A 26,304-nucleotide genomic window follows, 5' to 3' on the forward strand; every position below is an offset into this window, starting at 1 on the left:
CCAACAAAATGTGTCGGTCGGGACCTAGCGCTTGCGATTGCGCAGCTGCTGGACCAGCCCCTTGGGGGGATGGCGGATGACCAGGGCATCCTCGCCCTCGTCGTACTCCACCCGCTCGCCGAGCAGGTGAGCCTCGAAGCTGATCGACAGCCCGTCGGCCTTGCCATAGAACTTGAAGAAGTTGTTGAGGGTGCGCTTGTCCGCCGGAATCTCCGGCGCCAGGCCGTAGTCCTTGTGGCGGATGTAGTCGTAGAACGCCCGGGGATTCTCCTCATCCAGCACCCCGGACAGCTCTTCCAGCGCCACCTGCTCGCCCTGGCGGGACTGGCTGTTGACGTAGCTGGTCATGGCCTTGGCCTTGCCCTTGAGCTCTTCCGCCGGCAGGTCCGCTTCGCCCACGTAGTCCTGGAAGGCCTGCAGCAGGGTCGTGGTCTCCGCCTCCGGGTCGGCCCCTTCCTGGCAGCCTATGAAGTCGCGGAAGTAATCGGACACACGCTTGCCGCTGCGGCCGCGGATGAAGGAGATGTACTGTTTGGAGGTGGCGTTCTGTTTCCACTCGGTCAGGTTGATGCGCGCCGCCATGTTCAGTGCCGACAGATCCAGATGCCGCGCGGCGGCCACTTCCAGCTCCTCGGTCACGGTCACGCCCTCGGTGTGATGCAGCAGAGCGATGATCAGGAAGGCGGTCATGCCCTGGCGGTAGCGGATGAACAGCACATGCCCGCCGAGGGCCAGGTTGGAGCCCTCCATCAGGGTCTTCAGGTGTTCGGTGGCCTGCTTGGAGAAGCCGACGAAGTCCAGTTCCTCGTCGATCAGCTGCTGCAGCCAGCCGCTGAAGGGGTAGGCGCCGCTTTCCTCGTGGAAGTAGCCCCAGGCCTTGTTCGGCTTGCTGTTGTAGGTTTCGATCAGGCCGGCAAGCAGCTGTTCCAGCGCCTCGCTGTTGGCCAGCTCCTGCTCGCGCAGGGTCAGGCTGGCGGGCTGGCCGTCCGGCTTCTTGTGAATCTGATGAACAATGCTGTTGTCGATGGGCATCGGTAATCCGCAACGGTAAAACGAAAAGGGGAAAGTCGGCCGGGCCGAGAGATGGCAGAACGTTACTCCAGTTCACGCCGCGTCGCAAACCGGGGATACTGAGCCCGTCACAGGACAACCGGGGGCGATATGAAACGCATGCTACTGACAGGCCTGATGGCGCTGTGGACCGGATTGGCGGCCGCGACGCCGCTGCCCGAGTGGGTCAACAGCGTACCGCCGGCGCAAATGCACCTGGGCCAGGCGCTGGATACCCGCAGCGGCGAATGGCTGGAGCCAGACGAGCTGGTCGAGCGCATCCGCAATGCCGACCGGGTACTGCTCGGCGAGCAGCATGACAACGACGATCACCATCGCCTGCAGTTGTGGCTGTTGCAGCGGTTGCACAGCGAACGGCCCCAGGCCGGTCTGCTGCTGGAAATGCTCACTCCGGCCCAGCAACCGCTGGTGGATCAGGCCTACGCCACCGGCTCCTCCTCTGCGGCATTGAAGGAGCAGCTGCAATGGAACCCCGGCTGGCCCTGGGAGCTGTATGGCCCCGTGGTGCGCTGGGCCTTGGACAAGCAGGTGCCGCTGTATGCCGCCAACCTGGACCGCAGCGAGATCAGCGAGCTGTACCGCCATCCGCCGCCGCTGTCGCCGCGCTACAGCGAGGTGGCGGTAGCGGAGCTGAGGGAGACCATAGCCCGGTCCCACTGTGGCCGGATCGACGAGCCCCAGCTCGGCGGCATGCTCGGCATCCAGCAGCAGCGGGATATGCGCATGGCCGAAGCGCTGGCCGCCGCCCCGGCCCCCAGTCTGCTGCTGGCGGGCAACTTCCATGTGCGCCGGGATTTGGGTGTGCCCGTGCACGTCGAAGGCGAGGCCCCGGTGGTGATCATGCTGCACGAGGCCGGCAAACCCATGCCCGGCCCCGAGCAGGCCGACTACCTCTGGCTCACCCCCGCCGCACCGGAGCAGGACCACTGTGCGCAGTGGCAGTCGGAGTAAGCCGTGGCCCGCTTCGCAGCGGGGGCGCTGCTCCTACAGGAATGAAGCATCAGCCAGCGCAGTGCACCCCTTCCCTGTAGGAGCACCGCCCCGGTGCGAAAGCGGGCTAGAAGGGAAACACCAAAGGTACCAGCACTACTGTGACCAGCAGCACCAGCAGGGTGAAGGGCACGCCCACCTTGAGAAAATCGGCAAACCGATAGCCGCCCGGATCCAGCACCAGGGTATTGACCGGGGACGACACCGGGGTCATGAAGGCCGCCGAGGCAGCCAGGGCCACTGCCATGACGAAGGGATAGGGCGACACGCCCATGGCCTGGGCGGTGGCCAGCGCCACCGGCGCCATGAGTACCGCCGTAGCGGTATTGGAGATGAACAGACCGGTCACCGCCGTGGCGATGAACAGGGTCGCCAGCAGCACCCTTGGCCCGGCATCGCCAAACAGCTCCAGCAGGCCGCCCACGGCCAGGTCTATGCCGCCGGTCTTCTGTAGCGCCAGGGCAAAGGGCAGCATGCCCACGATCAGGATCAGACTCGGCCAGTGGATAGACCTGTAGGCGGAGTCCATGGTGATGCACTTGAAGGAGCCCATCAGCAGGCAGCCAATCAGCGCCGCCATCAGGTTGGACACCACGCCACTGACCATCAGGCCGATCATCACCGCCAGGCTCAACAGGGCATAGGGCGCCTTGCGGGCGGCCGGGACCACTTCCCTGATCTCGCTGGGCAGACTCAGCAGCACAAAATCCCGGGTCAGCAGGTGCAGGCGGTCGATGTCCTTCCAGCTGCCGGCCACCAGCAGGGTATCCCCGGCCCGCAGCTTCTCGTCGACCAGCACGCCGGGCAGGGCCTGACCGTTGCGCCGCAGCCCCACCACGTTGAGTCGGTGACGGCTGCGGAAGGCTACTTCCTGAATGCTCTTGCCGGCCAATCGCGACTCCGGCGGCAACGCCACCTCGGCCAGCCCCAGCTGATGGGAATGCACGCTGTAGTAGGAGTCCTCCAGTGGCACCTGGGTAACACCGATTTCCTGATAGGCGCCGAGCAGGGCAATGGCCGGGCTGGCCAGATCCACCAGCAGGATATCGTCCGGCTGGGGCACGGTATTGCCGGTAGCCACCTGCAGCAGGTTGCGGAAGCGGCGCTGGCGCTCCACGGCAATCACGTTGATGCCGTATTCACTGCGCAGCTCCAGTTCATTCAACGGCCGGCCGATCAGCGGCGAGTTGTCGTTCAGCCGCAGGCGCCGTTCCCGCTCGGGCAGCCGATACAGCGCGGCCAGATCCTGCATGCTCTGTCGCTCTGGCTCCTTGCGGTCGCTTGCACCGCGGCCCAGCCAGCGGCGTGCTACCAGCATGTAGCCGATACCCAGCAGCAGTATCACCAGGCCTATCGGTGTGAAACTGAAGAAGGAGAAGCCCTCCAGACCGTTGCGCACCAGCTCGCTGTGCACCACCAGGTTGGGCGGTGTCGCCACCAGCGTCAGCATGCCACTGATCAGCCCGGCAAAGCTCAGCGGCATCATCAGCCGGGAAGCGGGAATATTCATCCGCATCGCCACGCTCATCACCACGGGGATGAAGATCGCCACCACCCCGGTGGAGCTCATCACCGAACCCAGCGCGGCCACCGTCAGCATCAGCAGCACGATCAGCCGGGTCTCGCTGCTGCCGGCCTTGTGCGCCATCCAGTCGCCCAGTTTGTAGGCAATGCCGGTGCGCACCAGCCCATCGCCGATCACAAACAGCGCAGCAATCAGCAGCACACTGGGATCACTGAACCCCGCCACCGCCTCCTGAACCGTCAGCACGCCACTCAACGGCAGCGCAACGATCACCAGCAGCGCCACCACATCCATGCGCGGCTTGTTGCGGATAAAGAGCACCATGCTGGTCAACAGCAGGGCAAGGGTGATGGCGAGCTGGGTGTTCATGGTGCGCTTGTCGTCTGCTCCCCACGGTTGAACAGAAAGGCCAGGGCGGCCAGGGTGAAGCTGTCCTCGATGGCGCCGTCGGCCAGCAGCTGGCGCAGGCGCGGCAGGCTGATGCGCTCCACTTCCTGGGCCTCGTTATCCCGGGGGCCGGGCTGGGTGTCGGGGTCGATGCGCGCCAGATAGATGTCCACCGCCGAGGCCAGGATCGCCGAGTTGGGCTTGAGCCGGCCGAGCAGGCTGAGCTGCTCCTCGCTGATCCGGTAGCCGGTTTCCTCCTCCAGTTCCCGCCGGGCGCAGGCGCGACTGCTTTCCCCGGGATTGCCGTAGCCCCTGGGTATCTCCAGCTGCACGCCGGAATGCGGTCGGCGCTTGACCCGCAGCAGCAGAAAGTCGTCACCGATCTGTGCCAGCACAGCGGCACCGTTGACCGCATTGTCCTCGACTATCCAGTGGTAGCGACCGTCCTGCACCACACGAAACCAGGGGTTTTCATAAAGGGTCTTCATTTGATCTCCAGGCCCATGAAGCGGCGCATGCGAGGGTACATGCCGAACCAGTTCTTGCGGGTCATCCAGCTCTTGCCGCTGTCGACCATCTTGTCCTCGATATAGCCTATGGCTTCATCGGTCAGGTAACGCACCAGCTCCCCGGCACCCAGGCTGGAGATGATTTCGAACACCTTGAGCGGGTACTGGATCAGCTCGATTTCGCGGCGCAGCGACTTGATGGCGACGCCGGCGTCCAGTATCACCTCCGGAATGCCGGTCAGGTAGCGGATGTCATCCTGCAGAAAGCCCTCGTTGGTCACCGCGAACAGCGAATTGTAGGCAGGATCAATGATTTCCGCACGCATCTGCGGGAAGGTGCCGAGCCCCCGTGCGCCGAAGAAGTTCTGCGCATAGGTGTACCACTGGGAGCGGGAAACGAGTTGACTGGTGCCCAGCAGAAACAGCTGATGGTCGCCGTCGTTCTCGAAGTACTGTTGTGCCGATCCGGCCGCCGTGAGCCGGGCCAGCACCTCCCTGCGCAGGCTGTCCTGTTCCAGCGACAGACCCTGCAGGGTGGGCCGGACGGCGCTCAGCGCCGCCTGCAGTTCGGCCAGCCGGTCCAGCACCTGGCGCTGCGAATAACGATCCAGCTGACCCTTGCAGGGTGCACCCGGCAGGCTGGAGAGGATGAAACTGTCCGGCAGCGCGTGGTAGTAGTCCCGCACATCGGTATAGCCATCCATGCCGAAGCCGCGGATCACCAGCTTGCCCTGGCCTTCCTCGTTCAGGTACTTGGTCACGTTGGACTGGCTGATCACCGCGGCAATGCCGGCGTTGTCGATCAGCGCATTGGGTGACAGCACCACACCGTCGGCAAAGGCCAGCCCGGTGAGAAAACGCTTGCGCAGCTCATTGCCATCCAGCGCCCGCACCGAGTCGCAATTGGACAGCAGGAGTTTTTCCTTGAACAGCATCCCTACCCATCTCCTTCAATGAAACTCACCACTCCCGGAATATCGCTACTCTATAGGAAGACTGCGCGCCCGGCGTGGTCATCTTTCATCAGCGGGAGGTCCCCATGATTACCTGCGACCAGTCCGACTATCTGGAAATCGCCTGCCTGTATCGCATCCCCATTGCCCTGAACTGGCCGGACGGCCGGCGGGTCGAAGGTATACCGCTGGATACGGGATACAACGAGCAGCGTGAGGAATGCCTGCTGATGGATCTTGGCGCGGGGCCGCAATGGGTGGTAATGGAGGGGGCGCTGGGTATGACAGCGCTGGAAGAGAACAGACACTTTGCCCATGTGGGCTTTGGGTAGTGGTCAGGTTCAGAGCTGCTGCAGATGGCGCTGCAGCCAGCTGAAGCGTACATGTTCCTGTTCAAAGCGCAGATGTTCCACCGGTTTGCCGTCCGGACGACAGAATTGATTGTCTCGCAACGCCTGATACAGGGCTTGCTCGCTATCGGTCAGATTGGTCAGATCGTGAGTGCAGCGCGTGTCCGCCGGCTCCTGCCCCCATAGCTCCTGGTGATGCAGCAGGGTGGCGACATCCATCAGCAGCGAGCTGGCATGGGGCAAATGAGCTCGCAGGCGGTGGAGGATGGCGAAACCGTGGGTGTCGATATCGCCCCAGTAATACAGTGGTTGCCGGACCAGCCAGGGAATCTGGCCCAGCAGGTCGAGGGCATAGCCCTGACCGAACAATAGGGCCGAGCGGGGATGGTTGGGGAAGGTCAGCGCGTTGACCTCGTTCTCGGTCACGAAGACCCGCTCCACCGGCAGTTCGAGGGCGGCGAGTTGCTCGATCGGCATCTCAAGATCGGTGAGACCGGCAATCGCCAGGTGGTTGTCGAGTATCCGCAGGCGTACCCGCAGGGGCTTGTCGCGCAAGCCGTAGCGTTGGCTGAAGCCGCGGATGCCACGGTACTCGGGGTTGATATGGGCGGCGGGCAGGGTCAGGTCGAGCAAGTCACCGAGCAGTCCCCGGCGTTGCTCGATGAACTTGGTATCCACACCGGCAATATCCAGTTGGCGCAGGTACAGATTGCTGTGCGGGTGGGTTTGGAACCAGCGCAGCACGGCTAGTACCTTATGCCAGTCGGCTGCCTGCTCCAGGGCGCGCATGGGGTGCTTTTCCAGCCATGGCAGCAGCTGTGGGAAGTCCGCCAGGCTGCGGGACAGCAGTTGGTCGAAGCGTTGCGCGGCACGTTGTTGGCCGATCAGCTGCAGAGCGTGATCCGGCTGGTCGATCCAGACACTGTCGGGGATCAGGTTACGGCCCAGCTGGCGGTGATTGATCTCTTTCCACTCGAGTCGGTAGCGGTCGTCGGCCTGCTGCAGCAGGCTGATCCATTGGCGTACTTCTTCGAAACGGCGGCCCAGCTCCTGGTTGCCGGGCTTTTTCAGTCGAAGTTGCAAGGGGTACAGAGGAGCGGCCCGGGGCAGGCGGGCGCGCAACAGAGCACCCTGCTCCCACAGGCGCTGCAGCTGGGCTCGCAGATCGGCAGGGGTGGTCCAGTCCAGCTGGCTCACTGTGTTCCTTCCCGTACGACTTTCTGTTCTCGGTACTCCTCGATGCTCAGGCAGCGCAGCATGGATTCGCGACCTTGCTCATTGTGCACGAAGCCGACACTGGCAACATAGGGCTCGATGATATGGATTTTCTGCAACGGGGTGACGATCAGCAGTTGCAGGTTGAGCTTGCGGAACAGCTCCAGACCGTAGCGGGCCGACTCGTCGGAGCCGCGGCCGAAGGCCTCGTCAATCACCACGAAGCGGAATGAGCGGGAACGGGTAGCACCCCATTCCAGTCCGAACCGATAGGCCAGGCTGGCGGCCAGTACCGTGTAGGCGAGCTTTTCTTTCTGCCCACCGGACTTGCCGCCCGAGTCGCTGTAATGCTCGTGCTCGCTGTTGTCCTCGCGCCAGCGCTCGGAGGCCGAGAAGACAAACCAGTTGCGTACGTCGCAGACCTTGCGGGTCCAGCGCCGGTCGGCCTCGCTGCTGCCATCGCGCCCGCGGAAGCGTTCGATGATCTGGCGCACCTGTAGAAACTTGCTCTCGGCGTACTGGTCATTCTGGCTGCCGGACAGGCTGCCCTCGGTGCAAGCCTTGAGGTCGCTGCGGAATGCATTGATCTCGCCATCGCCGCTGGACTGGGCCTCCAGCTGGATAAGGCGGCCGGGGTTGTAGTCGATCTCGTGCAGCGAGCGATTGATTTCCTCGATGCGTTCGCGGATATCCAGCTCTTCCCGGCGCAGGTGGCTCTGGAAGTTGGCGATCTCGTTGATGATGTTCTCGTTGAGCATGGACTTGAAGCGTTGTTCGAACTGAGGCAGGCCATCCTGCTCCAGGCTGGCGAGCATGGCGCGATAGTCAGCGGCTGCCTCGACGCTGGCATCCACGTCGCGGGTGTCCATCGGGTAGGCGTTGCGGTAATCGCTCATGGTATTGACGACCTTCTCGCGCAAGCGATCCAGGCGTTTGTCGGCGGCATTGATGGCCGCCTGCAGCCAGTTGCGCAGCTCCTGCTCGCGGTTGGAGCAGGATTCCACGGTCAGTGTGTGCTCCCCCAGCGCCTCTTCGCGCAGCGCCTCGAGCCGGGGGAACTGAGCCTGTTGATCGGCTGTAGCCGCCTGATACAGGGCGCGGGCTTCGTCGGCGGCCCGCTGGGCATCTTCCTGTTTCTGTTCGGTTCTGGCCAGTTCCCGGTTCTTCTCGTCCAGAGCGTGGTGCAGGCTGGCCAGATCGCTTTCCAGTTGTCGCAGTTGCTCCTGCAGGGCACGCAGGGTGTCGGACTCGGCTTCCAGTTGCTGGTGTTCCTGCTCCAGACCATGGATCTGCACCTGCAGGGGCTTCCAGTCCAGGTCCTGGAAGCTGTCGAACACCGACAGTTGTGCGAGCAGCCCCAGGCGTTCGTCGAAGTCCCGCTGGCGTTGCTGCAGCTCGGCCAGCTGCAGGGCGTACTGCTGGATACGTACCTGCAGGTCAGCGGTCTGCTTTTCCAGTGCAGCGATCTTCTGCTCGTTGCTCCAGCCGAGAATGTAGTGAGTGCGGTCGTTCAGCCGACGGCGGTCATCCTTCTCGTGACGTTCCTGTCCGGATTTTACCTGCCCGCCACGGGTCACTGCCTTATCTTCCCGGCGGAACTGTTCCAGCGAGACGCAGCAGGCGTAGTCGAAACGCCGCACCAACTCCTCTTCCAGCCAGTCATAGAAGGAGGTGTCGGGTTTGATCTGCAGTTTGCGCACCAGCGAATCAGGATGGATGTCCGGGATGGTCTGGCTGCGCCGCGGGCGCACCCTGAAATACACCAGACGCCCCCCCAGATGGGTCTGTTCGACCCACTGGGCGACCGGGGCATAGAGCTCATCGGGGACCAGCAGCGACAGGCCGAAGTTATGCAGCAGACGCTCGGCGACGCCCTCCCAGTCCTTCTCCTCCTCGCGCACCTGGAGCAGCTCTCCGACAAAGGGCAGCTGGTTGTCAACCAGGCCCAGTTCCGCGCAGAGGCGGGTGCGAATATCCAGCACCCGCGCCGGCAGATTGGAACGGCGCTGGCGCAGAGAGGCAAGCTCCGTGTCGATCAGGTCGTGCTGCTGGCGCAGGTTGCGTAGCTCAACTGCAGTTTCGGTCTGGTTGTTCTGTGCGGCGTCGCGCTGTTCGCGGTAACTGTCGTTGAGCTCCGCCAGGCTCTGTCGGTTGGCCAGAAAGACGTCGACGCTGCTGGCCAGGGGCAGCTCCAGTTTTCCGGCCAGGCTGTCATAGCGTTCGGCGGCATGCTGGCGGCGCCGGCGGTCGGCCTCCAGCCGTGAGATTTCCTGCCGGATCGCTGCCAGCCGGTCTCCACCATTCTGGGCAATGGCCCGGTTGAGCTCATCCCGCCGGGACAGTCCCTGTTGCTGGCGCTCCTGCAGGCTGCGGTGCTGTTCCTGCTGGCGTGCCAGATCCTGGGCCAGGTTGGCCAGGCGTTTGTTCAGCAGTTCCGCCTTGAGCCCGGCGAACCAGGGCGTCAGAGCGTCGCGGTTGGCAACCAGAGTGGCCCGCTCAGCCGACTCGTGGCCGTAGCGTTCACAGTCCTGCACCAGTGGCTGCAACCGGGCGATCTGTTGCTTGGCCTTGAGCACGGCTTCGTGGGCTCGGCTCAGGTCGTCAAAATGCTGGACCAGTGCCTGAATGCGCTCCTCCACCGGGAACTCTTCAAGCATGTGGTCACGCACGAAGTCGGTGAGATTGCCTACTGACTTCATCGACACGGTCTGGCTGAACAACTCCAGCGCCTGATCGTTGTCGATGCCGAAGCGTCGACGGAACGCGGCGCTGTAGGCGGCGAAACTGGTTTCCAGAGTGACCCCGGGAAGCTCGCGCAGGCGCTTGCGCAGGTTGCTCAGGTCGCTGCCGAAATGAGCGAAGTGTTCGGTGATGTTCAGTGGGCGATCGGCGACCACATAGAAACGCTCCGGCTGGCCACGGCTGTCGGTGATATAGAACACCTGTGCCAGAGTCACATGCTGGTCGTAGCCCTCGTTGTAGAAGTGGCCGAGGATCACCGAATAGCTGTTGTGATCACGCAGAGCCACCGGTCTGGCACTGGCGCCCGATTCGCTGCGCTCGGACTTGTAGTAACCCAGTACATAGGAGCGCAGGGTGCGTTCCCTGGCCTCGGCCCCGGCGGCTTTGTTGTAGGCGATCTTCTGCGCGGGCACCAGCAAGGTGGTAATGGCATCCACCAGGGTCGATTTGCCGGAGCCGATATCACCGGTCAACAGGGTGTTGTCGCCACCGGTGGGGAAGCGCCAGACCCGTTGGTGGAAGGTGCCCCAGTTGTAGACTTCGATATCGTGCAAGCGGAACCCGGCGCGTTCGTCGCTGCTGGCAAAATCGAGCATGTTCGTCATGCCGGAAGCATTCATCGGGCTTCTCCTCCATCTCCGAGCTGGCTGGCATATTCTGCCAGTCGCTGATCGAACTCATTCAGCCATTGGGCGTCGATAAAGGCCTTGAGGATGCGCCTCACCTCGTAGAGGGGCTCCTGCTGGCCGCGCAGTCTGCGCAGAAATCCCAGCTCCACCACTCGGCTGATATGGCTGTCTATGCGGTCGATCAGCCTGGCCTCATTAGTGCCTTCGGGCAGGAACAGACGCAGCAGTTCCACTAGTTGATCGCGGGACAGAATAAGACGTGCGTCACCGCTGCTGGCGTCGAACTCGGCGAGTCGCTTGCGCAGCAGAGCCAGCAGCAGACTCACCGGGTAGCTCAATTGGCGCCGCGGGATCAGCCGGGGAAGACTGCCCCTGTCGTTGTCTCCGTCCTCCTGGCGCTGGCGCAGGTAGGCGTAGCCTTCGGCCTCGTCAAGGATCAGCTCCAGCCCCAGCACCTGGATATAGTCGCGTACCGCGACCTGCTGGTCGGTCAGCGACTGCCATAGCGGCGGGTCATCTTCGCGATAGAGCACACCCTTGAGCAGGCTGATCAGCAGGGGAGACAGGTCATTGGCGAGGGTATCGGACATCGGTGAGCTCATTGGCTGAATATGATCAGTGGCACGCTGGCGCGGCGCGGGTGGCCCCGCTCATCATGCCAGCTGACCAGTTGGGTCTGGTTTTCATCGATGGCACTGTGGCGGTCGGCGGTGGCCAGCTCCAGCCAGGTGACCAGTTCGGCCAACCCCTGTTCCAGCGGGTAGGTCTGGAGCAGTTCACCCAAGCTGATCCGTGGTTGGTGGCGCAGTGCCAGTCGCAGGTTCGCCAGCAGGCGGGTCTTGTCGACATGTATCTGGTTGAACAGGGCATCGGCATCGGTATCGGCGGTGCCTTCAAGCAATGCCTGTTCCGCTATGCGCGGCTTCAACGGCGGACTGTACAGAGGTCGATCCAGCGGCAGGTGAAGCTCGACCCGGGCCTCGTCCAGGGTGGTGATGTCGTTGTCTGGCGGCTGTTCGCGCAGGGTCAGCGCGCGGCTCTCGATACTGCGTAGCAGGTGCATGATGCGCTTGTTCTCCAGCCAGGCCTGATCGTCGAGATAGCGGCGCAACTGTTCAGACAGTCGGGCGACGGTACGTTGTGCCGCCTCACCGGCTTCCAGCCAGTCGTAGTGCATGCGCAGCAGCCGCCGATCCGGCTCCAGACTCTTTACTGGAGGCAGGGAAAAGACCTTGTGCAGCAGCTCGGACAGCTCCTCCTGTCGTGATGGCGACATGAGAAACTCCCAGAAGGCACGGAAACTGCGACCTTGGTCGGAGTCTGCAATGGCATCGCGCTCGCCGAAGATTTCACCCAGCAGCTCGCCCTTGCCGCCTTCCCAGGTGGCAATGCGTTCACGCACCTCCCGGTCCAGATCACGGAAGTTCTGCTCCACTTCACGGAAATCAGCCAGCAGGCTGCGGGCGCTGGCACTGACTTCAAGAAACCGCTCGCGGACGCGGGTTTCGTCCATCAGTTCGACCTGGCCGGCTCTGATCCGGCTGATTTCGGCATCCAGCGCAGCCTTGCGCTTTTCCAGTTCGGCAATCCGCGTGTCGGGGTCGCTCTCGCTGCCCTCCACCACCTGACGCAGCAGGTCGAAGATCGCCAGCAGTCGAGACTCGGTACCAACAAACTGACGCTTGCCGAGACTGGTCAGCCACTCGATGGCTTTCTCGGTTGCGGCCGTCAGTTCATAATGGGGCTCGTCACTGCCGGGGGGGTAGAACTTGCGCAGCCAGCCGTTGCTGTTGTCGGCCCAGTCATCCAGATAGGCTCCGGACGAGCGCGGGTAGTGGTGTTCTCCCAGACTCTGCTGCAGGGAATAAAGCATGTCGTCCAGCTTTGACGCCAGGCTGGCCTGATTCAGACTGCGCTGGTTGGGAATAACGAAGACGTGCTGTAGAAAGCTGATGATCAGCGGCGCATTGTCAGCCCGCAGCAAGCGCCAGGCCGGATGATGCTGGCGCAGGGCCACAAGTTCATGGTGATCCATGGATTCATGCCTCCTCATCTGGGAAGTCTACCCAGTTCAGGGCCGCGGCGCTGGTGTGCTGCACCTGGAGATGTTCAGCTCAGCAGCAGCGCGTCGTCCGCCAGCTTCTCACCACGGACCTTCTCGAACATCTGCAGTAGGTCCGGCACATCCAGACCCCTGCGCTCGTCGCCGGCCACGTCCAGCACCACCTGACCCTGGTGCAGCATCACGGTACGGTCGCCCACATCCAGCGCCTGGCGCATGCTGTGGGTGACCATCATGGTGGTGAGCTTTTTTTCCTCAACGATACGGGCCGTCAGTTGCAGAACGAAGTCAGCGGTGCGCGGGTCGAGGGCGGCGGTGTGTTCGTCGAGCAGCAGGATGCGTGAAGGCTGCAGCGCCGCCATCAGCAGGCTGACCGCCTGGCGCTGACCGCCGGAGAGCAGACCGATGCGGTCGGTCAGGCGGTTCTCCAGACCCAGACCCAGGGTCGACAGCCGATCACGGAACTCGTCGCGCATCTCCCGCTGCACCGCCCGGCGCAGACCGCGGCGCTGACCGCGCTGCTGGGCCAGGGCGAGGTTTTCCTCGATGGTCAGGTCCTCGCAGGTACCCGCCATGGGGTCCTGGAATACCCGGGCCACGCGGTTGGCGCGGCTCCATACCGGCAGGCGGGTGACGTCATCGCCATCGATCAGGATCTTGCCGCTGTCCACCGGCAGGTCGCCGGACACCGCATTGAGGAAGGTCGACTTGCCCGCGCCGTTGGTGCCGATCACGGTAACGAACTGGCCGGTGGGAATCTCCAGCGACAGCCCCTGCAGCGCCTTGGTCTCGATCGGCGTGCCGGGGTTGAAGGTGATTTTCAGATTCTGGGCGCTGAGCATCAGATTTGTCTCCTGCGGGTCAGGCGTTGCTTGAGCAGCGGGATGACCAGCGCAATCACTACCAGCACCGCGGTAATCAGGTTCAGGTCCTGGGCCTGCAGCCCGATGAAGTCACTGTTCAGGGCCAGGGCGATGAAGAAGCGGTAGATCACCGCACCGATCACCACGGCCAGGGTCAGGTAGACGATGCGGCGGGCGGGAATGATGCTCTCGCCGATGATCACCGCCGCCAGACCGATAACGATGGTACCGATACCCATGGAGATGTCGGCACCGCCCTGGGTCTGCACGAAGAGCGCACCGGCCAGGCCGACCAGGGCGTTGGAGATGGCCATGCCGAGGATGACCATGGCGCCGGTGTTCACGCCCTGGGCGCGGCTCATGCGCGGGTTGGAGCCGGTGGCGCGGATGGCCAGACCCTGGCGGGTGGAGAAGTAGGCGTCCAGCAGGAACTTGGCCAGCAGGACTATCACCAGCAGGATCAGCGGGCGGGCGATGTAGTCGGCCAGCCACTCGGGCTGCAGGATGCTGAACATGGTCGGTTCCATGATCAGCGGAATATTGGGACGGCCCATGATGCGCAGGTTGATCGAATACAGGGCAATCATCATCAGGATGCTGGCCAGCAGATCCATGATCTTCAGGTGCACGTTGAGCACCGCAGTGACCATGCCGGCCAGCGCACCGGCGAGGGTGGCGATCAGCGTGGCCAGGAAGGGATCCATGCCATTGGCAATCAGCACGGCGCAGACGGCGCCGCCCAGCGGAAAACTGCCGTCCACGGTCAGGTCGGGAAAGCGCAGCAGACGGAAGGAAATGAATACACCAAGCGCCACCAGACTGAAGATCAGGCCGACTTCAAGGGCGCCAAACAGGGAAAACAATGACATGGGATGTTAAGCCTTTGGGTGAAGGCTGCGCCGGTGCGGGTGCACCGGCGCAGGTCGGATCAGTCGATGATCTCGGCGGCCGAGTCGATCAGCTGCTGGGACAGGGTGACACCCTGAGCCGCAGCGGCGGAGCGGTTGAGGTACAGGCTCAGCTCACCGCTTTTCTGCGGAGCGATGCTGCCGGGGGCTTCACCCTGCAGTACCCGTACGGCGACCTTGCCGGCCTGAACGCCGTGCTGGTAGTAGTCGATACCCAGGGCAGCAATGGCGCCGCGCTTGACCGAGTCGGTATCGGAGGCCACCAGCGGGGTCTTGGTGTCGTTGCCGACCTTGACCAGCGACTCGTAGGCGGAGACCACGTTGTTGTCGGTGCTGGTGTAGATCACGTCCACCTTGCCGACCAGGCTGCGGGCAGCGGCGCCCACGTCAACGGTACGCGGAGCGGCGGCTTCCACCAGGGTCATGCCCATGGTCGGCAGCAGCTCGCGCAGACGCTCGACCACCACCACAGAGTTGGCTTCACCCGGGTTGTAGACCATGCCCACGCGGGTGGCGTTGGGCACTACCTGCTTGACCAGCTCCATCTGGCGATCCAGTTCCAGCTCGTCGGACACACCGGTAACGTTGGTGCCGGAGGCTTCCCAGCTGCTGACCAGCTGCGCTGCCAGCGGATCGGTTACCGCAGCAAAGACCACCGGAATGGACTTGGTGCTGGCCACCACGGCCTGGGCCGAGGGGGTGGCGATGGCGACGATCACGTCGGGCTTGTCACCCACGAACTTGCGGGCGATCTGGCCGGCGGTGGCGGTGTTGCCCTGGGCAGTCTGGTACTGCCACTTCAGGTTGTCGCCAACGGTGTAACCGGCTTCTTCCAGCGCGGCACGGACGCCATCACGCACCGAGTCCAGTGCCGGGTGTTCCACGATTGCGGTGGCCGCCACGGATTTGGTGTCGGCTACAGCACTGGAGAACGGGGACGCCAAGGCCATGGCGAGGGCGCCCAGGGATAACCACTTGCTCATAGGTGACTTCATCTTATTTCCTTGTGGGCCGGCAGGAGGCCCTGTTCTGGTTTTTGTTTCCGTGTCACGGGTTCAACAGGTGCATTATTCCCCGTTCGTTACAAATTGGCGATATGTGCCCGCTGTTCGCTCAACTGGGTCAGGGCCTTCTCGGCCTCTTCCAGCTTTGCGCGTTCCTTGTCGATCACCACAGCCGGAGCCTTGGCGACGAAACCTTCGTTGGCGAGTTTGCCGCCGATCCGCTTGACCTCACCCTGCAGGCGGGTGATCTCCTTGTCCAGGCGGGCCAGTTCCGCATCCTTGTCGATCAGCCCGGCCATGGGTACCAGAACCTCCAGCTCACCCACCAGGGCGGTGGCGGCCAGCGGCGCTTCGTCGGCATCCGACAGTACACGGATGGACTCCAGTTTCGCCAGCTTCTTGAGGAAGGCCTCGTTCTCGCCCAGGCGACGCTGATCCTCGGCACTGGCCTTGCGCAGCAGTACATCCAGCGCCTTGCCGGGGGCGATGTTCATCTCGCCGCGGATGTTGCGCACGCCCAGAATCAGGCCCTTGAGCCATTCGATATCACCCTCGGCGGCGGCGTCGATGCGGTCATCAGCCGCCTCCGGCCAGGGTTGCAGCATGATGGTGGCGCCGGTCTTGCCCGCCAGCGGCGCAATGCGCTGCCAGATCTCTTCGGTAATGAAGGGCATGAACGGGTGGGCCAGGCGCAGGGCGGTTTCCAGCACGCGTACCAGGGTACGGCGGGTGCCGCGCTGACGCTCGGCCGGTGCGTTTTCGTCCCACAGCACCGGTTTGGACAGCTCCAGGTACCAGTCGCAGTACTGGTTCCAGATGAACTCGTACAGGGCGTTGGCCGCCATGTCGAAGCGGAACTGATCCAGGTGACGGGTGACCTCGGCTTCGGTGCGCTGCAGCTGGGAGATGATCCAGCGGTCGGCCAGGGTCAGCTCCACGGACTCCCCGTTGACGCCGGTATCCTTGTCCTCGCACTGCATCATCACATAACGCGCGGCGTTCCAGATCTTGTTGCAGAAGTTGCGGTAACCCTCGACCCGGCCCATGTCGAACTTGATGTCACGCCCGGTGGAGGCCAGCGACAGGTTGGTAAAGCGCAGGGCGTCGGTACCGTAGGCGGCAATGCCCTCGGGGAACTCGGCGCGGGTCTGCTTCTCGATGGCCGCAGCCAGCTTGGGCTGCATCATGCCGCTGGTGCGCTTCTTCACCAGCGTCTCCAGATCGATACCGTCGATGATATCCAGCGGGTCCAGCACGTTGCCCTTGGACTTGGACATCTTCTGGCCCTGGCCGTCGCGCACCAGACCATGCACATAGACGGTCTTGAACGGAATCTGCGGGCTGCCGTCCTCATGCTTCATCAGGTGCATGGTCAGCATGATCATGCGCGCTACCCAGAAGAAGATGATGTCGAAGCCGGTCACCAGCACATCGGTCGGGTGGAAGGTCTTCAACGCCTCGGTCTGTTCCGGCCAGCCCAGGGTGGAGAAGGTCCACAGGCCCGAGCTGAACCAGGTGTCCAGCACGTCGTCGTCCTGGCGCAGTACCGCATCGGCCAGATCGTACTTGGCGCGCACTTCGGCCTCGTCGCGGCCGACATAGACGTTGCCCGCCTCGTCATACCACGCCGGAATACGGTGGCCCCACCACAGCTGGCGGGAAATACACCAGTCCTGGATGTCACGCATCCAGGAGAAATACATGTTTTCGTACTGCTTGGGCACGAACTGGATGCGGCCGTCTTCCACGGCGGCAATGGCCGGCTCGGCCAGCGGCTTGGTGGACACGTACCACTGGTCGGTCAGCCAGGGCTCGATCACCACGCCGGAGCGGTCGCCCTTGGGCGTCTTCAGGCTGTGCGGCTCGATCTTCTCCAGCAGGCCGGCGGCGTCGAAGTCCTCGACAATGCGCTTGCGCGCCTCGAAGCGGTCCAGCCCGGCATAGGCGGCGGGCAGGGTGGCGTCCACCTCGGTGTTGACGCTGCCATCGACATTGAACACCTGGGCGGTGGCCAGAACCGCCGCGTTCTTGTCCAGCACGTTGATCAGCGGCAGGTTGTGGCGCTTGCCCACTTCATAGTCATTGAAGTCATGGGCGGGGGTGATCTTCACGCAGCCGGTACCGAACTCCGGATCGCAGTAGTCGTCACCGACAATCGGAATGCGCCGGCCAACCAGCGGCAGCTCGACGAACTTGCCGATCAGAGCCTTGTAACGCTCATCCTCCGGGTTCACCGCCACAGCGGTATCGCCGAGCATGGTCTCGGGGCGGGTAGTGGCAACGATCAGATAGTTCTTGCCGTCAGCGGTGGTCGCGCCATCGGCCAGCGGATAACGCAGGTGCCACAGCGAACCGGTCTCGTCGTGGTTCTCCACTTCCAGATCGGAAATGGCCGTGTGCAGTTTCGGGTCCCAGTTCACCAGGCGCTTGCCGCGATAGATCAGCCCGTCCTCATACAGACGAACAAAGGCCTCCTTCACCGCCTCGGACAGACCCTCGTCCATGGTGAAGCGCTCGCGGGTCCAATCCACCGAGCTGCCCAGACGACGGATCTGGCTGGTGATGGTGCCGCCGGACTGCTCCTTCCACTCCCACACCTTCTCCAGAAACTTCTCCCGACCCAGGTCGTGGCGGCTCACACCCTGAGCCGCCAGCTGCCGCTCGACCACCATCTGGGTGGCGATACCCGCGTGGTCGGTACCCGGCTGCCACAGGGTGTTGCGACCCTGCATGCGGCGGAAGCGGATCAGTGCATCCATCACCGAGTTGTTGAAACCATGGCCCATGTGCAGGCTGCCGGTCACGTTCGGCGGCGGCAGGGCAATGGTGTAGGGCTCGCCAGATCCCTGCGGAGCAAAGTAGTTGTTCTGCTCCCAGGTCTGGTACCAGGAAGTTTCGATGGCGTGGGGCTGGTAGGTTTTATCCATGGGTGTTCTGGCTATCCGGTATAGGCTGGCGACGGAAACAGGGTGCCACGGCGCCGAACAGGAGTCCCGCCCGGCCCGCTGATCGGTGGGGCTGGAAAGACAGGCAGGCTCCGCGCGCCGTGAGACAGGGTCGCAAAAGGAGCCATTATACCGAGGTGGGGCGGTGGAGGCATCCTTAGTTCACGCGCAGTCCAGCGCTACACTGGCACAGCTGCCAGCGCGCCTAAATCAAGACCAAACATTCGACGCGTGCAGACTGTGGCCAAGCGCCATCGACTGCGCTATGTTCACAGCCAGGCAAGGGATTGCAGCCACTCCCGCCAAGCGGCAAGGACAGCTCGCAATCCATTCATTTAAAAATTCAGAGCGTACCGGCTCGCCTGCCATTTAAGGCCGGGCGGTAGCGTGCCCCCGATCAGCTGGTTTTATCCAGTAGTAATGGAATCGGGAAAAGGCGCAGTCAAGCGAATACGGGTACAGTTAGCGTTGCGTTCGTAATCTGTTGATTTTTATAGATTTTATGGTGGGCAGAGTTCTGGCTTAACCGGAGTTATACCGCAGTCATTGTTATGTATTAGTGCCGCATGCGGTCTAATCACTGTTATGCCTTTCCAAGAATCGAAGGAGGACTAAGTGTCTGAAATAATGGAATCAAATTATGCTCAAATGAAGTCATACGTTGAGCGAAATAAATTTTCTTTCCAAGAGAAGGATGAACAAGGCTGCAAGCGCCTGGATGTCCAGAATGGTAAAGCGAAGTGCGTAGTTAAGGTTTATTCTACAGGCACCATTCAAATTCAAGGGGCAGAATCAAAGTTAAAAGCGGCATTGTCGCAGGCCAAGGAGGCTGTAGAAAACGAAGAGAACATCGGCGAAATGCTTCCATTTGAAATCGAGCGATTTCCAGAGGTTCTCAGGGAAAATATCCCTGATGTAGACCCAATTATCGTTCGTTTCATCGAAGAGGCCATTGTCACCATCAAGGCTGGGTCGAACTTAGGGTGCGCCTTCCTATTGGGCGGCGCTTCTGAAAAGGCCATATACTTACTGATAGATGCTTACACCCAGGCCATCCCTGATCAAGCCATGCGAGATAGGTTTATATCGAAAACATCAAAGAAGTTTATTTCAAAAGTCTTTGAAGAATTCAAAGCCTCATGGAAAAGCTCAATCAATAAACCCCACGGTTACGGGTGGACAAACGATATCGAGGTGAAAATAGAGCAAATATTTCAGTTTTGCCGGATTTGCAGGAATGAGTCAGGTCATCCGCATTTGCCACCAAATCTGGACAAAGGGGTTCTGCTTGCAAACATGGGGCAATTTGTAAAATACATCGAAGACATGTACGGAATGATCAACTATTACAAAGAAAACAATGTCCAGTTCTAGGCATAACAATCGCAGGCACGGCGACGGCTTTTTCATTGCGGCTGCGCCTCCATTACAAAGCCGCGCGTGCTGCGGGCGTTAAAAGGTAAATCACCAGAGGCTTTCGTCATGGAGATTGATAAGGAAAAAGTCGATGAAGCTGTTTTGGCGTTGCTGCACCTGACCCTGCATGACGAAGGGCGCGCTTGGAAATCTTTTGACTGGGAAACCCTGAATAGACTTCACGAGAAAGGGCTCATTCAAAGCCCAGTTAGTAAAGCAAAATCAGTGGTGTTCACTGACAAAGGGCTTAAAGAATCTGAACGGCTGTTACATCAACTGTTCGCCAAGCAATTGTGAACATGTGGCCGCAAATCTTTTAACAAGTCGCTGTAGTGCGTTCCCGGCCCGAGGGCCGTCCACCGGACGCCACTGTCGTGGCGCCGCTAAGCTTTGCGTTAAATCTCAATCGAGGACCACGATGGGTCGCAGATATCGAAGGAGAAATAGCCTCGGATCGGTAGTGGTCGACATCGTTCGCATCGCGTCCCGTCTCCCCTGGTGGGGTGCCTTATTAGTCGGCCTCATGGGGTACTTAGCGATATATGTTGGTTTAGGCGGCTACCTCGAAGGGCAGCTTGCCGCACAAGAGGGCAGCCGCTTCTATCCCATCGTCGAGGCGCGGTATGGCCGCATTATTCGGCTTACCAGCTGGATCGGGCACGCGTGCTTGTTTGTGGGTGCATTTTTCGCCGTCCGTAACCACTTCTTTGGGGCTAATGCGCAACGCAATGAAAAAGGCATTGTTGGTATAGTTGCCAAAATACTGGGTCATTACAGCTCCCGTCAGGGAGTCGCCTTTTCTAGAACATCAGCGCCGCGGCGCCGAATCAAGCTATCTCAGATAGCTTGAATGTTCTCTGCCTGAAGGCCTTTCGGGCCTTGAGTCACGTTGAAGCTGACGCTTTGGCCTTCGGTCAGGGTTTTGAAGCCTGAACCGGTGATGGCGCTGAAGTGAGCAAACACATCTGCACCTGATGCTTGTTCAATAAAACCGAAACCTTTAGCTTCGTTGAACCACTTAACTGTACCAGTAACTACTGACATAATCGTACCTGCAAATAAGATATTGATGGCCCAAGCGGACCGGTGTTGCCGGAAAGAATCTATTACCAAAATACGGGACGATTACATGCTGGAGAGTTGCTAGCTACTGGCAGGGATCGAACAGGCTTTTTCAATAAGATCAAAACTTCCTAACCCGATGTACCCTACAGCATATACGGGCCATGTCAACGTTTATATTGTCCAAGAAACATAAACGGCGGCTGCGCAGGATGGCACCTTTGCTCGGCCGTGCCGTACTTGGAGCCGTCTGAGGCTCTACTGCGCCACTGCGGCGACCGCTGTTACATCCCCACGCCTCGATTGTCCCAAGTTGGAGGTGTCGAGCTTCCGACGAGCGGCTGGGGGGCGAGTTCTGACCGGCCCGGCACAATCATCCGCCGTTAGGGCAGTATGGTCCTCAGGTACGCGTTGCGATCGAAGCCTTCCAGCACATATCTACGCATTTCAGACTCTGGCTCCGCAGCGGGCAGCGACAGGAACTGCTGCATGTGTGTTTCTGCTAGGTCGCTTTCTGCCATCAGTTCGGCTATGACGCAGTTCATGTTGTTCTCACAGGGCAAGCCTGGGTCGCTCGCCAGATTTTCTACCACCTCCGCATAGCACGCCTTCGCTTCATTGCTCGGCTCGCCTGTGCGCTCCTTGAGCATGCAGTAAAGAAACTGATACTCGGTGTTTTGCGGAGCGAGTTTCACAGCGGCTTCCATGTCTGACAGCGCAGCGTGATAGTCCCGCTTCTGGATGTGACTCGTGGCATTGTCGACGATTGATGCCGCCGGTGAGGAGTCCTGTAGTGAGCTTCCAGATGGAGATTCCTGGTTGCAACCAAGGCACAGAAAGCTGATCAGAAGGAGCGTGGGTAAAGCTTTCATTGTTCCTCAACTGTTTCCAGTGGCAATGTGATGGAGCCGGTAGGGGGAAGTGGAACAGCGCGGCCCTCGGGAGCGCTGTAGATGTAACCTCCCCGAATCGTGATGGATGCCTGATCAGTTGACTCGGGTTCGGGGAGATCAATCGATACCGAGCCAATAGGCGCATAACCGTCTGCCGGCCATAATCCCGGGTCGCGGCCAATCTCCAACGCAGCATTGTGTATCTCCCGTCCGTTCAGGGAGACGGTAATCGCTGCATTGAAATGAGTGCGACCTACACGCGTTGCTGCAGTGAACCCCATGGCGGATATGAATAATCTGCCGTCATTCAGCGCCAGTGATCCTTTGATGAAATAGGTGCCATTTACTCCGACGCCTTCTACAGGCAGATATGCTGCTTGCCTGATGGTGTATTGGTTCGTTCCGATTTGCCACTTATAGCGGGGCTTAGCTTGTGGCTGGGACGGCATGTTCGTGGGTGTTGAACGCAAGAGTTCGGAACGGAGGTCCATATGATCAGCCTGGATGCTGGCCGGTCGGACTGGGGCTCCTGGATCTGCGGATATGGAATCGTTCGCTGGGTTGGAACCAGAAGTGAGTATCCCAGAGCCACGTCCGCTCATCGCTTCAGATCCTACTGTGATTGTGCCTTGCGCTAGCAGAACGTTGGATCCTGGCGGGCAACCGCAGTCAATGTAGTCACCAGCACGTGCTGCCGGACCGGCAGGCAAATGGATTTCACGGCTGCCCACCGCGACGATAGGGCCGCTGCCTTTCTTACAAGCGGGACAGGTAGCCTTGTGCCCAATAGAGCTGGCAACCAGACCGTCAAAGACAATTCCGGCATTGCCTTCGACAACCGTTCCGCCTGTGGAAGTTTTCGAGCCTATCCCTATTCCGAGCATGCTGTGTCCCACGCGTAGTGATCATGCCTGCGATCATACGGCAGCTGCCACTGTGTTAAAGATCTTGCCCTGGTATCTGTGAACAGGTTGACAGAGGAAGTCCTCGCAACATCCCCACGCCTCGATTGTCCCACGTTAAGGGTGTCGATCTTCGACGACAGAGTGGGATGCCGTGGCGTATGCATGATTCGATCATCATTCCGAGCGATGAAGACAGCTGCTGTCGTGTTGACGAGGACGACTGATGCAGGCCTTCGCCGAACTCTACACCGCGCTGGACTCGACCACCCGGACCCAGGCCAAGCTGGATGAACTGACGGCCTGCTTTGACGGCGTCGACCCTCATGACGGCGCCTGGGCGGTGTACGTACTGACCGGCCGGCGCATGAAGCGTTTGGTCGGCCCAAGGCGGCTGCGCGAGCGTCCGGCGGTGCAGGGCAGTTTCGCTGAATGGGTGGAGCAGAGCATTCTCAGCCTGCGCGATCTGGAGGAGCATGTCATCGCGCTGTGGCGCAGGCTGCCGCGCCATGGGCGTGTTCAGGTGGAGGCGGTGAGCGGTAACCATGACCGGCATGCGGAAGGCGTTGATATCGGCACTGCCTGGTACGCCGCGCTGGATATTGGCCTTTTTCACCTATGCCATGAGCCGCAGGGCGTACCCTGCAGGCATGTGTTGGACGGGCATTTGCGCCCGGTCTACAGCCTGTCGGCGGCGAGTGATCGGTTACGGGCACCGGTGTTATGGTGCCGCGACGGCGTGGCCGTGCTGCCGTCCTTCGGCGTGTTGACCGGCGGCTGGGAAATTGAGCTGCAGGCGGGGGACGGGGCGATCCTCATTGTTGAGGGTGAGCTGTATCCGCTTGGATTGGGCGCCGGCCGCTGAGACCCACTGCATTGCTTCACATCGGCGGCTGAGCTATAAGGCCAGGTACTCGGCTATCAGGAAGGCTTCACCCTTGCCCTCATACTTGCCGAAATAACTGACCGGCTCCCGGACACCATCCTCGATATAGCCCACCTCGCAATCAATGCCATGTTGCTCGGCCAGGCGGTTGAACAGATCCACCGGCGGGTTGAGGTGAATCTTCTTGCTCACCGGCTGGCTGATGCCCAGCTGCCAGTCTTCGCAATCATCGCTCTCGCATTCATTGATCAAGGTAACGTCGTGCGCGGCGTTGGACTCGACGTAGGCCTGCAAGGCGACCTGCAGTTCGGGCAGATTCTGCCGGAGTTTCTTCTCCTGCTTGTCCTCAAGGCGGTCACAGGCGATCAGAAGGTATATGAGCATGCGAATTGTCCGATGGATTTGTGGCTACTGTACCACAGGGGCTTGTATCGTCCTGGTCTGCTTTGGCGTAGCGGCTGTCATCCGGTGCGTTGCTCTTTACTGATTCGATGCCGCTCAAGCAGCTCGCCTTGGCTTTGTATCCTTCACTTGCAAGAATGTTCTGCCCATTGGCCGCCTTGAGCCGGAAGCGGTACTCGCCCGCCTTGTCCTGATACACCTCGAATTTGCCTGTCATACGCTTTTCCCGGTAATGACGGATAGTCATCGCGGTATTGCGCCGGCTTTTTACATACGCCATTGCAGCGTAGAAGCTGCCGCTGCGCTTGACCAGAAATGAGGATGTGAGGGACGGATGAGTCCAGGCTGCGGGGCCCCGGCGCCCACGGGCAGGGGCTCCGCTGACTTCAGCTCAGATGCAGGTGCTGCCACCGTCGACCGGCAGGGCGATGCCGGTGGTGAAACTGGCGGCATCGGAACACAGGTAGAGCACCGCCGCGGCCACTTCCTCGGCCCGGCCGATACGACCTATGGGGTGCAGCCTGGCGACGGATTCGGCCTTGCGCGGCTCGGCTTCCACCGCGCGGCGGTACATGTCGGTGTCGATCACCGCCGGGCACACGGCATTGATGCGTACTCCCCTGAAGCCATATTCCACTGCCGCCGAGCGGGTCAGTCCCAGCACCGCGTGCTTGCTGGCGGCGTAGATGCTCATCTTCGGTGCTGCGCCCAGGGCGGCGATCGAGGCGGTGTTGACGATGGCGCCGCCACCGCTCTTGAGCATCAGCGGAATCTCGAAGCGCATGCACTGCCAGACGCCCTTGACGTTGACGTCCATGATGCGGTCGAACACGGTTTCGTCGCCGTCGGCCAGCTTGTCCTGCTCGAACTCGACCCCGGCGTTGTTGAAGGCGCAGTCCAGCCGGCCGTAGTCGCGTTCGATCATCTCCAGCATGGACTGGACCTGGGCGGCATCGGCCACGTTGCACTGGCAGAAGACCGCATCACCGCCCTGCTCGCGGATGGCTGCCACTGTCGCCTCGCCATTGCTGGTGTCGATATCCGCCAGAATCAGCCGCGCCCCTTCAGCGGCAAAGGCCTGGGCGGTGGCCTTGCCGATGCCGGCAGCGGCCCCTGTGATCAGTACGACCTTGCCCGAAAACGCTGAACCCATGGTGTGTTCTCCTGAGCGATGGCGGCGGTCCCATACCGCCGCCTGTCCGTCGCTCAAGAATATCAACGCGACGGCGGATGGCACGCTGCATCAGGAAGCTTGTTCATGGGCCATGAGCATGGATGATGAGTCACGGCCGGGCCGGTCGTGCCCGGGCTACCCAAACGGACCGAAATCGCCGAACCCCGCTGAGCTTGCCCTGGGTCAATTGATATTCCGGCAGATATGGTGAACCATGCTGTGAGACGTATCCGCATCTCGCGGTGGTTAACAGGAGAGTTGCCATGCTGCCCATTCAAGTTCCGGTGGAAGAGTTCACCACTCCCGATCCCGTCAGGGCGGATGCCAGCACAATGGTCGATGATCTGCGCTTGCTGATGGAACGCCATGGTATCCGCCACCTGCCCATAGTTCAGGATGGCGCCGTGGTAGGTATCGTCAGTGACAGGGATGTGCGGCTGTTCGCCGGCCTCAGTGCGGCGGAGAAGTTCCAGGTGCAGGCCTCGGATATCATGGCCGAGAACCCGCTGAGTGTGACCGCTTCGACACCCCTGGACGAGGTCGCCTTCCTGATGTCCGAACGCAAGGTGGGCAGTGTCATCGTCAAGGATGAGGAGGGCGCCCTGCTGGGCATCTTCACCGCCACTGACGCGCTCAATGCGCTGATCGAGATCATCCGCGAAGGGCGGGCTTCTGCGTCGGAAGAGTGAAAGGATGTGCTCCGCTTCTCATTTTTCCGCGAGCTCCGAGCCCTGCGCGGCTCTGGCGCGGGTTCTTGCCCGCAGTTGTTACCGACTGGGTCGTGGACGGTCGGCCCGGAGCTGCGCGCCGAAGGAGAGCATCTGATCTGCATGAGGCCGGACGCCATGCGGAGTCCGTTGCGGTACTGGGTGAGGCGCTCGAGTTGCTGGGCGAGCCGCCCCACGAGGACTGACCCGCGGGGCAGGGGAGTGCCCGGAATCAGAGACCGGCGCTCCCCTCCCGGTCCAGTTGTTCCTCCACCAGTTGCTGCAAGCGGCCGTTCAGTCGCTTGCGCAGCTCCGCCTCGATCAGGGGCAGTATCTCGTCGATCACGTCCTGCATGATCAGCTGCGCATCGGCATGCAGGCGCTCCTCCATCCTCACCTCCCGGGCGCCGGTGTGCGGGCTGGGCGTGGTCGGGCTCAGGCTCTGTTGCAGCAGGCGTTCGAGCTGCACGCGCTCGCCCGCCAGCTTGGCCAGGGATTCATAGGGAAGAAAGGGATTGGGCGCCTTCTCGGCTGAGGCGGTAGGGGGTGGAGTCGGTTCCGGCTCCGGCCGATCGGTGCCGGAGGTGATGATGTCCTCCAGCAGGGGAATGTCCAGGGTCTGCGCAGGCTGCTCTTCATCCAGCAGAGTGCGGATGGACTCCAGATCCTGCAGCAAGCCTTTCCGGTCCTTTGGCTCGCGTTGCTTCAT

The 26,304-nt window shown here is 61.4% G+C and carries 26 protein-coding genes and 1 pseudogene; 6 read left to right on the forward strand and 21 right to left on the reverse strand.

The window, feature by feature from the left end:
- Positions 1-24: 24 nt before the first annotated feature.
- On the reverse strand, positions 25-1,032 hold the full coding sequence (yejK, locus tag BM046_RS00285; RefSeq protein ID WP_090535855.1) for a nucleoid-associated protein YejK: 1,008 nt from the start codon (positions 1,030-1,032) through the stop codon (positions 25-27).
- 129 nt (positions 1,033-1,161) lie between these two features.
- Between yejK and BM046_RS00290 the strand changes: the two genes are divergently transcribed.
- Positions 1,162-2,022: a ChaN family lipoprotein gene (locus BM046_RS00290; protein ID WP_090535857.1), complete on the forward strand. Its 861-nt coding sequence runs from the start codon at positions 1,162-1,164 to the stop codon at positions 2,020-2,022.
- A gap of 106 nt (positions 2,023-2,128) precedes the next feature.
- Here the strand turns inward: BM046_RS00290 and BM046_RS00295 are convergent, their stop codons facing one another.
- The 3 genes from BM046_RS00295 to BM046_RS00305 are packed head-to-tail and all read right to left on the reverse strand — an operon-like array spanning position 2,129 to position 5,417.
- On the reverse strand, positions 2,129-3,955 hold the full coding sequence (locus BM046_RS00295; protein ID WP_090535859.1) for an SLC13 family permease: 1,827 nt from the start codon (positions 3,953-3,955) through the stop codon (positions 2,129-2,131).
- Positions 3,952-4,461: an NUDIX hydrolase gene (locus BM046_RS00300; protein WP_090535860.1), complete on the reverse strand. Its 510-nt coding sequence runs from the start codon at positions 4,459-4,461 to the stop codon at positions 3,952-3,954. The genes BM046_RS00295 and BM046_RS00300 overlap by 4 nt, the downstream gene beginning before the upstream one ends.
- Positions 4,458-5,417: a hypothetical protein gene (locus BM046_RS00305; protein WP_090535862.1), complete on the reverse strand. Its 960-nt coding sequence runs from the start codon at positions 5,415-5,417 to the stop codon at positions 4,458-4,460. Before BM046_RS00305 ends, BM046_RS00300 begins: the two co-directional genes overlap by 4 nt.
- Positions 5,418-5,521: 104 nt before the next feature.
- Between BM046_RS00305 and BM046_RS00310 the strand changes: the two genes are divergently transcribed.
- Complete coding sequence (locus BM046_RS00310) at positions 5,522-5,767, forward strand: Rho-binding antiterminator (protein WP_090535864.1); 246 nt, start codon at positions 5,522-5,524, stop codon at positions 5,765-5,767.
- Positions 5,768-5,776: 9 nt separating this feature from the next.
- Here BM046_RS00310 and BM046_RS00315 read toward each other — a convergent pair whose 3' ends face one another.
- From BM046_RS00315 to BM046_RS00350, 8 genes are all read right to left on the reverse strand, one after another.
- Complete coding sequence (locus BM046_RS00315; protein ID WP_235818529.1) at positions 5,777-6,982, reverse strand: DUF3322 domain-containing protein; 1,206 nt, start codon at positions 6,980-6,982, stop codon at positions 5,777-5,779.
- On the reverse strand, positions 6,979-10,362 hold the full coding sequence (locus BM046_RS00320) for an ATP-binding protein (protein WP_090535866.1): 3,384 nt from the start codon (positions 10,360-10,362) through the stop codon (positions 6,979-6,981). The genes BM046_RS00315 and BM046_RS00320 overlap by 4 nt, the downstream gene beginning before the upstream one ends.
- Entirely contained in the window at positions 10,359-10,961 is a 603-nt protein-coding gene (locus BM046_RS00325) for a DUF4194 domain-containing protein (protein WP_090535868.1), read from the reverse strand. The genes BM046_RS00320 and BM046_RS00325 overlap by 4 nt, the downstream gene beginning before the upstream one ends.
- Before the next feature lie 8 nt (positions 10,962-10,969).
- On the reverse strand, positions 10,970-12,406 hold the full coding sequence (locus BM046_RS00330; protein WP_090535870.1) for a DUF3375 domain-containing protein: 1,437 nt from the start codon (positions 12,404-12,406) through the stop codon (positions 10,970-10,972).
- A 74-nt stretch (positions 12,407-12,480) separates the two neighbouring features.
- Positions 12,481-13,275, reverse strand: coding sequence for an ABC transporter ATP-binding protein (locus BM046_RS00335; protein WP_090535872.1), 795 nt, complete (start codon positions 13,273-13,275; stop codon positions 12,481-12,483).
- Positions 13,275-14,165 carry an ABC transporter permease gene (locus tag BM046_RS00340; RefSeq protein ID WP_090535873.1) on the reverse strand — a complete coding sequence of 297 codons (891 nt, stop codon included), beginning with the start codon at positions 14,163-14,165 and terminating at the stop codon, positions 13,275-13,277. The genes BM046_RS00335 and BM046_RS00340 overlap by 1 nt, the downstream gene beginning before the upstream one ends.
- Before the next feature lie 59 nt (positions 14,166-14,224).
- Positions 14,225-15,199: an ABC transporter substrate-binding protein gene (locus BM046_RS00345; RefSeq protein WP_090535875.1), complete on the reverse strand. Its 975-nt coding sequence runs from the start codon at positions 15,197-15,199 to the stop codon at positions 14,225-14,227.
- An 86-nt stretch (positions 15,200-15,285) separates the two neighbouring features.
- Positions 15,286-18,135, reverse strand: coding sequence for a valine--tRNA ligase (locus BM046_RS00350; RefSeq protein WP_090535877.1), 2,850 nt, complete (start codon positions 18,133-18,135; stop codon positions 15,286-15,288).
- Between the two features lie 633 nt (positions 18,136-18,768).
- Here BM046_RS00350 and BM046_RS00355 point away from each other — a divergent pair.
- Both BM046_RS00355 and BM046_RS00360 read left to right on the forward strand, forming a co-directional pair.
- Complete coding sequence (locus tag BM046_RS00355; protein WP_070469336.1) at positions 18,769-19,527, forward strand: hypothetical protein; 759 nt, start codon at positions 18,769-18,771, stop codon at positions 19,525-19,527.
- 108 nt (positions 19,528-19,635) lie between these two features.
- Positions 19,636-19,866 (forward strand): DUF6429 family protein, encoded by a 231-nt coding sequence (locus tag BM046_RS00360; protein WP_090535881.1) that lies wholly within the window; start codon positions 19,636-19,638, stop codon positions 19,864-19,866.
- A 253-nt stretch (positions 19,867-20,119) separates the two neighbouring features.
- On the opposite strand, the gene BM046_RS00365 is transcribed toward BM046_RS00360, so the two are convergent.
- The 5 genes and pseudogenes from BM046_RS00365 to BM046_RS16365 all read right to left on the reverse strand — a co-directional run.
- Positions 20,120-20,341 (reverse strand): hypothetical protein, encoded by a 222-nt coding sequence (locus BM046_RS00365; RefSeq protein ID WP_090535882.1) that lies wholly within the window; start codon positions 20,339-20,341, stop codon positions 20,120-20,122.
- A 65-nt stretch (positions 20,342-20,406) separates the two neighbouring features.
- Positions 20,407-20,613 carry a cold-shock protein gene (locus BM046_RS00370; protein WP_090535883.1) on the reverse strand — a complete coding sequence of 69 codons (207 nt, stop codon included), beginning with the start codon at positions 20,611-20,613 and terminating at the stop codon, positions 20,407-20,409.
- Between the two features lie 401 nt (positions 20,614-21,014).
- The gene (locus tag BM046_RS00375; protein WP_090535885.1) at positions 21,015-21,503 is read right to left on the reverse strand and encodes a hypothetical protein; all 489 of its coding nucleotides are present in this window, start codon (positions 21,501-21,503) and stop codon (positions 21,015-21,017) included.
- Complete coding sequence (locus BM046_RS16360) at positions 21,500-22,015, reverse strand: hypothetical protein (RefSeq protein WP_235818556.1); 516 nt, start codon at positions 22,013-22,015, stop codon at positions 21,500-21,502. The genes BM046_RS00375 and BM046_RS16360 overlap by 4 nt, the downstream gene beginning before the upstream one ends.
- Before the next feature lie 225 nt (positions 22,016-22,240).
- Positions 22,241-22,408: pseudogene (locus BM046_RS16365) on the reverse strand (PAAR domain-containing protein); the annotation flags it as partial.
- A 244-nt stretch (positions 22,409-22,652) separates the two neighbouring features.
- Here BM046_RS16365 and BM046_RS00385 point away from each other — a divergent pair.
- Positions 22,653-23,291: a metallophosphoesterase family protein gene (locus tag BM046_RS00385; RefSeq protein WP_090535889.1), complete on the forward strand. Its 639-nt coding sequence runs from the start codon at positions 22,653-22,655 to the stop codon at positions 23,289-23,291.
- A 33-nt stretch (positions 23,292-23,324) separates the two neighbouring features.
- Here BM046_RS00385 and BM046_RS00390 read toward each other — a convergent pair whose 3' ends face one another.
- From BM046_RS00390 to BM046_RS00400, 3 genes are all read right to left on the reverse strand, one after another.
- Positions 23,325-23,696 (reverse strand): hypothetical protein, encoded by a 372-nt coding sequence (locus BM046_RS00390; protein ID WP_090535892.1) that lies wholly within the window; start codon positions 23,694-23,696, stop codon positions 23,325-23,327.
- On the reverse strand, positions 23,668-23,931 hold the full coding sequence (locus BM046_RS00395; RefSeq protein ID WP_090535894.1) for a YegP family protein: 264 nt from the start codon (positions 23,929-23,931) through the stop codon (positions 23,668-23,670). The genes BM046_RS00390 and BM046_RS00395 overlap by 29 nt, the downstream gene beginning before the upstream one ends.
- 174 nt (positions 23,932-24,105) lie before the next feature.
- Entirely contained in the window at positions 24,106-24,867 is a 762-nt protein-coding gene (locus BM046_RS00400; protein WP_090535896.1) for an SDR family oxidoreductase, read from the reverse strand.
- Positions 24,868-25,151: 284 nt separating this feature from the next.
- Between BM046_RS00400 and BM046_RS00405 the strand changes: the two genes are divergently transcribed.
- Positions 25,152-25,577 (forward strand): CBS domain-containing protein, encoded by a 426-nt coding sequence (locus BM046_RS00405; protein ID WP_090535897.1) that lies wholly within the window; start codon positions 25,152-25,154, stop codon positions 25,575-25,577.
- A gap of 250 nt (positions 25,578-25,827) precedes the next feature.
- Here BM046_RS00405 and BM046_RS00410 read toward each other — a convergent pair whose 3' ends face one another.
- Positions 25,828-26,304 carry a hypothetical protein gene (locus tag BM046_RS00410; protein WP_090535898.1) on the reverse strand — a complete coding sequence of 159 codons (477 nt, stop codon included), beginning with the start codon at positions 26,302-26,304 and terminating at the stop codon, positions 25,828-25,830.

Source organism: Halopseudomonas formosensis (assembly GCF_900115905.1).
Lineage (GTDB): Bacteria > Pseudomonadota > Gammaproteobacteria > Pseudomonadales > Pseudomonadaceae > Halopseudomonas > Halopseudomonas formosensis.

Coding starts and splice junctions, on each gene's coding strand:
- yejK (WP_090535855.1), bottom strand. CDS start 1,032: ATGCCCATCGACAACAGCATTGTTCATCAGATTCACAAGAAGCCGGAC.
- BM046_RS00290 (WP_090535857.1), top strand. CDS start 1,162: ATGAAACGCATGCTACTGACAGGCCTGATGGCGCTGTGGACCGGATTG.
- BM046_RS00295 (WP_090535859.1), bottom strand. CDS start 3,955: ATGAACACCCAGCTCGCCATCACCCTTGCCCTGCTGTTGACCAGCATG.
- BM046_RS00300 (WP_090535860.1), bottom strand. CDS start 4,461: ATGAAGACCCTTTATGAAAACCCCTGGTTTCGTGTGGTGCAGGACGGT.
- BM046_RS00305 (WP_090535862.1), bottom strand. CDS start 5,417: ATGCTGTTCAAGGAAAAACTCCTGCTGTCCAATTGCGACTCGGTGCGG.
- BM046_RS00310 (WP_090535864.1), top strand. CDS start 5,522: ATGATTACCTGCGACCAGTCCGACTATCTGGAAATCGCCTGCCTGTAT.
- BM046_RS00320 (WP_090535866.1), bottom strand. CDS start 10,362: ATGAATGCTTCCGGCATGACGAACATGCTCGATTTTGCCAGCAGCGAC.
- BM046_RS00325 (WP_090535868.1), bottom strand. CDS start 10,961: ATGTCCGATACCCTCGCCAATGACCTGTCTCCCCTGCTGATCAGCCTG.
- BM046_RS00330 (WP_090535870.1), bottom strand. CDS start 12,406: ATGGATCACCATGAACTTGTGGCCCTGCGCCAGCATCATCCGGCCTGG.
- BM046_RS00335 (WP_090535872.1), bottom strand. CDS start 13,275: ATGCTCAGCGCCCAGAATCTGAAAATCACCTTCAACCCCGGCACGCCG.
- BM046_RS00340 (WP_090535873.1), bottom strand. CDS start 14,165: ATGTCATTGTTTTCCCTGTTTGGCGCCCTTGAAGTCGGCCTGATCTTC.
- BM046_RS00345 (WP_090535875.1), bottom strand. CDS start 15,199: ATGAAGTCACCTATGAGCAAGTGGTTATCCCTGGGCGCCCTCGCCATG.
- BM046_RS00350 (WP_090535877.1), bottom strand. CDS start 18,135: ATGGATAAAACCTACCAGCCCCACGCCATCGAAACTTCCTGGTACCAG.
- BM046_RS00360 (WP_090535881.1), top strand. CDS start 19,636: ATGGAGATTGATAAGGAAAAAGTCGATGAAGCTGTTTTGGCGTTGCTG.
- BM046_RS00365 (WP_090535882.1), bottom strand. CDS start 20,341: ATGACCCAGTATTTTGGCAACTATACCAACAATGCCTTTTTCATTGCG.
- BM046_RS00370 (WP_090535883.1), bottom strand. CDS start 20,613: ATGTCAGTAGTTACTGGTACAGTTAAGTGGTTCAACGAAGCTAAAGGT.
- BM046_RS00375 (WP_090535885.1), bottom strand. CDS start 21,503: ATGAAAGCTTTACCCACGCTCCTTCTGATCAGCTTTCTGTGCCTTGGT.
- BM046_RS16360 (WP_235818556.1), bottom strand. CDS start 22,015: ATGGACCTCCGTTCCGAACTCTTGCGTTCAACACCCACGAACATGCCG.
- BM046_RS00385 (WP_090535889.1), top strand. CDS start 22,653: ATGCAGGCCTTCGCCGAACTCTACACCGCGCTGGACTCGACCACCCGG.
- BM046_RS00390 (WP_090535892.1), bottom strand. CDS start 23,696: ATGCTCATATACCTTCTGATCGCCTGTGACCGCCTTGAGGACAAGCAG.
- BM046_RS00395 (WP_090535894.1), bottom strand. CDS start 23,931: ATGACAGGCAAATTCGAGGTGTATCAGGACAAGGCGGGCGAGTACCGC.
- BM046_RS00400 (WP_090535896.1), bottom strand. CDS start 24,867: ATGGGTTCAGCGTTTTCGGGCAAGGTCGTACTGATCACAGGGGCCGCT.
- BM046_RS00405 (WP_090535897.1), top strand. CDS start 25,152: ATGCTGCCCATTCAAGTTCCGGTGGAAGAGTTCACCACTCCCGATCCC.
- BM046_RS00410 (WP_090535898.1), bottom strand. CDS start 26,304: ATGAAGCAACGCGAGCCAAAGGACCGGAAAGGCTTGCTGCAGGATCTG.